4 protein-coding genes are annotated in these 6,073 nt (G+C 68.0%); 2 read left to right on the plus strand and 2 right to left on the minus strand.

All coding sequences use genetic code 11. The annotated features are described in order from the left end of the window. The first annotated feature begins 62 nt into the window (after positions 1 to 62). Positions 63 to 956, plus strand: coding sequence for a prenyltransferase (locus VNT50_RS10460; RefSeq protein ID WP_325485056.1), 894 nt, complete (start codon positions 63 to 65; stop codon positions 954 to 956). 66 nt (positions 957 to 1,022) lie between these two features. Here VNT50_RS10460 and VNT50_RS10465 read toward each other — a convergent pair whose 3' ends face one another. Together VNT50_RS10465 and VNT50_RS10470 are read right to left on the minus strand one after the other, a co-directional pair. Further along, positions 1,023 to 3,929: a UPF0182 family membrane protein gene (locus VNT50_RS10465; RefSeq protein ID WP_325485053.1), complete on the minus strand. Its 2,907-nt coding sequence runs from the start codon at positions 3,927 to 3,929 to the stop codon at positions 1,023 to 1,025. Between the two features lie 48 nt (positions 3,930 to 3,977). Beyond that, positions 3,978 to 5,108, minus strand: coding sequence for a YlbL family protein (locus VNT50_RS10470; RefSeq protein ID WP_325485054.1), 1,131 nt, complete (start codon positions 5,106 to 5,108; stop codon positions 3,978 to 3,980). Positions 5,109 to 5,233: 125 nt separating this feature from the next. Between VNT50_RS10470 and VNT50_RS10475 the strand changes: the two genes are divergently transcribed. Continuing rightward, a partial coding sequence (locus VNT50_RS10475) for a zinc-dependent metalloprotease (RefSeq protein ID WP_325485055.1) occupies positions 5,234 to 6,073 on the plus strand: 840 nt, incomplete at its 3' end.

The raw sequence follows: 6,073 nt of genomic DNA on the forward strand, positions 1-6,073 counted from the left end.
GTGCCGGCGGTCTTCACCCTGCTCTCCCCGCGCTCCGAGACGGGCTCGGAGCGGGCGATCGAATGAGCGCCCGCGATCGCCTCGGCGCGGCATCCGTCGTTCGAACGCTCTTCGTCTCGTCGCGGCCGGTGAGCTGGATCAACACCGCCTATCCCTTCGCCGCCGCCTACGTGATGACGACCCGCACGATCGACGTGCCGCTCGTCATCGGGACGCTGTTCTTCCTGATCCCGTACAACCTCGCGATGTACGGCGTCAACGACGTCTTCGACTACGACTCCGACCTGCGCAATCCACGCAAGGGCGGCGCGCAGGGTGCGGTGCTCGACCGGCGCATGCACCCGATCGTGCTTCTCGCCGCGAGCCTCTTGTGCGCGCCGTTTCTCGTGTACCTCGCGCTCGTCGGCACGTGGCAGTCGTGGATCGTGCTGGCGGCCAGCATGTTCTTCGTCGTCTTCTACAGCGCCCCGCCCCTCCGGCTGAAGGAGGTGCCGTTCGCCGATTCGGTGACGAGCAGCATCCACTTCTTCTCGCCCGCGGTCTACGGGCTCGTGCTGGCCGGGGCGGTGTGGACCCCCCGACTGTGCGCGATCATCGTCGCGTTCGCGCTGTGGGGCGTGGCCTCGCACGCGTTCGGAGCGGTGCAGGATGTCGCCGCCGACCGCGCGGCCGGCATCGCCTCGATCGCGACCGCCCGGGGACCCGCCTGGACGGTCCGGTTCGCGCTGGTCTGCTACGCCTCCGCGGGCCTCGTGATGCTCGCGACCGCCTGGCCGGGACCCCTCGCGGCCCTGCTCGTTCTGCCCTACCTGCTGTCCGTGTGGCCGTATCGGGGTGTCACCGACGACTCTGCCCACGAGGCGACGCGCGGGTGGAAGCGATTCCTCTGGATCAACCAGCTCGCCGGGTTCGGCGTGACGCTGCTGCTGATCTGGTACGGGATGCTGACGGCCTAGGCGCCGCGTCGGGCACGTCCTCCATCCGCACGTCGCCGACGCCGTAAACGACGAGCCCCCGCGTCGTCACTCCCCGCTCAGCGCGAGCAGGGTCTCGATCGCCGCGGTCAGCTTCGCGTCGGCGACGCCGTAGGCCGCCCAATCGCCGGCCTGCAGAGCTGCCTCGCGTTCCATCATGGCCGCCTGGGCTTCCTGCAGCGCTGCCTGCATCGGGTCGCTGGGGCCTGTCGGCTCCGTCGGCTCGGGGGCGGGGGTCTCCCCCGGCGTCGGAGTCACGTCCGGTTCGGGCGTCACGCCGCCATCCCCCGCGTCCGCGCCCGAGTCGCCCGCGAACAGCACATCGAGCGCATCGCTCAGGGTGTTCTCGAACGCGACCTGATCGCCGAACGCGACCAGCACCTTCTTCAGCGACGGGAATGCCGTCGCGCCGGAGGACTGCACGTAGACCGGCTGCACGTAGAGCAGACCGCCACCGACGGGCAGGGTCAGCAGGTTGCCGTTGAGCACTTGCGACTGGCCCTGCTTGAGGATGTTGATCTGCGCCGAGATCGCGGGATCGGAGTTGAAGGTGTTCTGCACCTGGCCGGGACCGGGAATCGTCGTATCGGCGTCGATGACCAGCATCCGCAGCTTGCCGTATCCCTCGCCCTTGACTCCCGGCTCGGCACCCGCGTCGGAATCGACCGCGAGATACCCGGTCAGCACGTTGCGCGTATTCGCGCCTGTGCCCGGCGGGATGAACGATGTGAACATCGAGAACGACGGCGCCTCCTGGCCGGGCATCTGCATCGTCAGGTAGTAGGGCGGCTGCAACAGCGAGTCGTTCTGCGGGTCGTTCGGGGTCGCCCAGCGGTTGTCGCTCTGGTAGAACGACCGTGCATCGGTGACGTGATAGGTGCCGAGCTGCGCGCGCTGCACCTTGAACAGGTCGGTCGGGTATCGGACGTGGCTCATGAGTTCGGCCGACATGTCATCGACCGATTTGAGCGAGGAGGGGTAGACCTTCTGCCACGCCTGGAGGAGCGGATCCTGGTCGTCCCACGCGTAGAGCGTCACCGATCCGTCGTACGCATCCACGGTCGCCTTGACGGAATTGCGGATGTAGTTGATCTGGTCGATGGCGAACCGCGGGGCGGTGTTGTTCGAATCGGCGATCGCCTGCGACAGGCTGACCGACGTCGAATACGGGTACGAAGCGCTCGTCGTGTAGCCGTCGACGATCCATACGATGCGACCGTCGACGACGCTCGGGTACGGGTCGCTGTCGAGGTCGAGGTACGGCGCCACCTTCTTGACCCGCGTCAGGGGGTCGCGGTCGTAGAGGATCTGCGATTCGTCGTTGACGTAGTCCGAGAACAGAATCTGCTCCGACTGGAACTTCAGCGCATAGATGAGCTTCGTGAAGACACTGCCGATGTTCGGGCCGCCGTCTCCCGTGAACGTCGTCTTCGTCTCGCTCGAGCCGTCTTCGGTGCCGCGGGGGAAGTCGAGCTCGGCGGGCGCCGTTCCCTCGGGGGCGCCCACGATCGAGTAGGTCGGCGAGAACTCCCCGAAGTAGACACGCGGCTCGAACTGATCCCGTTCCGAGAGGAAGCCGGTCGCCGGGATGCCGCGCTCGATGAACACCGGCTCGCCGTCGGTCGTGCGCTCGTTGCCCTTCGCGGCCACGAGGCCGTACCCGTGCGTGTAGACGACCGAGGTGTTCTGCCAGTCGGCGGCGACGCCGAGCTCTTCGAGGTTGAGTTCGCGCACCGAGACCACGGTGTCCTGCGAGACGCCGTCGATCTCGTACCGGTCGACGTCGAGGGGATCCTTGAACTGGTAGTAGGCGCGGAACTGCTCGAGCTGTCGCACAGTGGGGCTGATGATCGCCGGATCCATGATGCGGATCTGCTGCGTCGTCTGCGCATCGTCGCGGAGCTGATCGCGCTCGACGTCGGTGACGGCGGTGAAATCGGTCTTCTCGAGACCGTCGATGCCGTACGCCTCCCGCGTCATATCGATGTTGCGCTGGTAGTAGTCCTCTTCGAGGTTGAAGCGGTTCGGCGCGACCTGGAAGGTGTTCACGATCCACGGGTAGCCGACGCCGACGACGATGGCCGACACGATCAGCAGGGCGGTCGCGATGAGCGGGTAGCGCCAGCGGCCGACGACCGCGGTCACGAAGAAGAGGATCGCGACGAGAACGGCGACGACCGCCAGGATCGTCACGCCGGGGATGACGGCGTTCACGCCCGTGTAGCCGGGGCCGGTGATGCGCTCGCCCGGCTCGATGAGGGTCTTGTACCGGTCGAGCCAGAGGCTCGCGGCCTGCACGAGCAGATAAAGGCCCGCGACGACGGCGAGCTGGATGCGGGCGGCCTTCGAGATGCGCAGCTCACGCTGGCCGATGCGCACCGAGCCGTAGAGGTACGAGACGAGCGCCGTGACGAAGAGGCAGATCAGCAGCACGGCAGAGACGAAGCCGAGCACGGCGGCGTAGAACGGCATCGCGAAGAGGTAGAAGCCCGTGTCGAGGTGGAACTGCGGGTCGGTCGAATCGGTCGCGACGCCGTTGAACCACAGCCAGGTCGTCTCCCACTGCGCCGACGCCGCGAAACCGGCGAAGAGGCCGAAGAAGATCGGGATGCCCCACATGGCCAGGCGGCGGAGCGGCTCGACGACCTCCTGGTAACGGTCGAGCTGGGAGCTCAGGCGCGCGTAGACGGGGCGCAGGCGGTAGGCGAGCTGGATGGCGAGCCAGACGGGTACGGCCATTCCGAGGAAGCCGACCACGAACATCGTCACGCGGGCGATCCACTGCGTCAGCAGAACCGACTCGAAGCCCAGCTGCTCGAACCACAGCCAATCCGCGAACAGGCTCGCGAAGACGAAGAACCCGATCACGAGCGCGGCGATCACCAGGAGGGAGATCGAGATGATCCGTCGGGAACGGTTGGGAGTGGCGGGCCGTGGCGCTGACGTCGTGGTCACCCGTCCATCCTAGGCGCGCCGATCTGGGGGTACGCCGAGCGCTTGCCGTCAGCTTGCCGCGCCCGTGCACGTCGGCAGGGCGTCGAGGTCGCCGCCGGCGGCGATGGCGTCGAGCGCCGTGATCGAGTCCTCGAGCGTCGCCGTCGAGAAGACGCGCAGGCCGTTCGGGATGTGCCCGACGACCTCGTCGCAGTTGCGGTCGGGCGCGAGGAAGTACTCGGCGCCGGCATCCCGTGCGCCGTAGAGCTTCTGGCGGATGCCGCCGATCGGGCCGACGATTCCCTCGGCGTCGATCGTTCCGGTGCCCGCGACATCCTTGCCGCCGTTCAGCTCGTCCGGCGTCAGTGTGTCGACGATGCCCAGGGCGAACATCATCCCCGCGCTCGGACCGCCGACGTTGTCGAGCTGGATCGTCACGTCGATCGGGAAGTCGTAGTCGTGGATCAGCACAACGCCGATGATCCAGGTCTCCTCGCCCTCGATCTCGCGGCTCTCGGGCGTCACCGTCACGGTCTGCTCGGTGCCGTTGCGCAGCACGACCAGCTCCACCGGGTCGCCCCCGCCGTCCTTGATGACGTCGCGGAGCGTGTCGGCCTCATCGATGGGCGTGCCGTCGGCCGACACGATGACATCGTCGGGCTCGAGCACGCCCTCGGCCGGCGAGTCCTTGACGAACTCGACGACCCGCACCGAGGAGCCGACGTCGTAGCCGAGCTCGGTGAGCGCGGCGGCGGTGGCCTCCTGCTGCGAGTCGACCATGAGCGTCGCGTTCTGCTCGTTGCGCTGGTCGCTCGTCTGCCCTTCGGGGAAGACCGATGACAGGGGCACGACGGCCTTCGACGGGTCGAGCCACGCTGTTGCGAGCTCGAACCACGACGGCGTGCGCTCGCGGTTGCCGACGACCTGGACGGTCGTGAGGTCGAGGCTGCCGGCGGTCTCGAAGGTCTCGGCGCCCTCGACCGAGATCAGGGGCACCTGCGTGCCGTCGGCCGCTGCCGCCGTGCCGAGGGTGTTGTAGACCGGCCCGGGCCGCTGGATGACGTAGGACGTGGGCAGGAAGGTGATCACGAGCAGCACCAGCAGGGCCACCGTGAGCGCCCAGACTCCCACCACCGTGCCGCGCGGCATCCGCCTTCTGGGAACCGGAACGACCGCCACGGACTCGTCGAACAGCGCCACGTGACACCTTTCCTACCTGGTCGTTCGCGACCGGCGTAAGGCGAGGGGTTCGCGGCCGGCGAGTGCGAGGACTCGTGCGACTAGCGTAGAACCACACCGAGATCCGCGGCTGAGAGGCGGCTGAAGTGCCAGATGACGACCGGAGTCCCGAAGAGGAATTCCAAGAGCTCTTGCGTCAGCTCCTGGGCGGAGCCGCCGGCAGCCTCGATCCCGAGCAGCTCTCGAAGCTCTCGGGCATGGACATCGACCCCGCCATGATGGCGACCGTCATGCAGCACCTGCAGAGCGCGTTCGCGGGCGGCGGTGACGAGGGCATCCCGTGGGACCTCGCAAAGCGGCAGGCGCTGCACATCGCGAATCAGGACGGGCTCGGCGTCACGTCGGGGCAGCGCACCGACCTCGACCACGCCTTCGTCCTCGCCGACCTGTGGCTCACCGAGGCGACGGCGATCTCCGAGCTCGCGACTCCCCCGCGCCCCATGACGCGCGGGCAATGGGCCGAGGCGACCCTCCCCGTGTGGCAAGAGCTCGCCGAGCCCGTCGCGAACAGCATCGCCGACGCGCTCACCGCGGCCCTCGACCAGCAGGCGCCCGAAGAGCTCAAGGGCATGATCGAAGGCGCCGGCCGCCTCATGCGAAACGTCGGCGGATCGCTTTTCGCCACGCAGCTCGGGCACGTCGTCGGACGGCTCTCGACCGAGGTCGTGAGCGGCGGGGATGTCGGCATCCCGATCATGCCCTCCGGCGAAGCCGCGATCCTGCCGCAGAACTTCGCGGAGTTCGGCCGGGGTCTCGAGATCGCCGACGACCAGCTGGCGCTCTTCATCGCGGCTCGCGAGCTCGCACACGCGCGCCTGTTCCGGCACGCGAAGTGGCTGCGCCTGCACGTCATATCGCAGGTCACGGACTACGCCCGCGGCATCCACGTCGACACCGACGCCCTCGAGGAGCTCGCGTCGCGCTTC

The organism is Microbacterium sp., from assembly GCF_035554235.1.
In the GTDB taxonomy this organism is placed as follows: domain Bacteria; phylum Actinomycetota; class Actinomycetes; order Actinomycetales; family Microbacteriaceae; genus Microbacterium.